Raw genomic sequence first — 264 nt, 5'->3', positions numbered from 1 at the left:
CATCTTGATAAGCGGCCAGGCGCTGGTCGGAATCCTCGGCCAGAATCGCCATGACTTCGGACGCACGATAATGGGCGGACGCGGTATTGATATTGGCGATGGCGACGATCTTTTCGCGACGGCTTCGCCCCAGCGTTTCTGCCGTTGCGTTAAGACGCGATTGACTTATGATTGACAAGACCATCATAATAATCAGCGCGGCCGACAGGACGCCAAACGCCAGGAATAACTTTCTACTGATCCGCAGATTCTTCATGCCCCATC

At 54.2% G+C, this 264-nt stretch carries 1 protein-coding gene; it reads right to left on the bottom strand.

The features are described from left to right. Window positions 1-256 (bottom strand): MCP four helix bundle domain-containing protein (locus AC0L2X_RS32620; RefSeq protein WP_473601240.1); only part of this gene is annotated, 256 nt, incomplete at its 3' end. Between the last annotated feature and the right edge of the window lie 8 nt (window positions 257-264).

Source organism: Mesorhizobium sp. WSM4828 (genome assembly GCF_055811175.1).
This window is presented reverse-complemented; position numbering and strand designations above follow the sequence as displayed.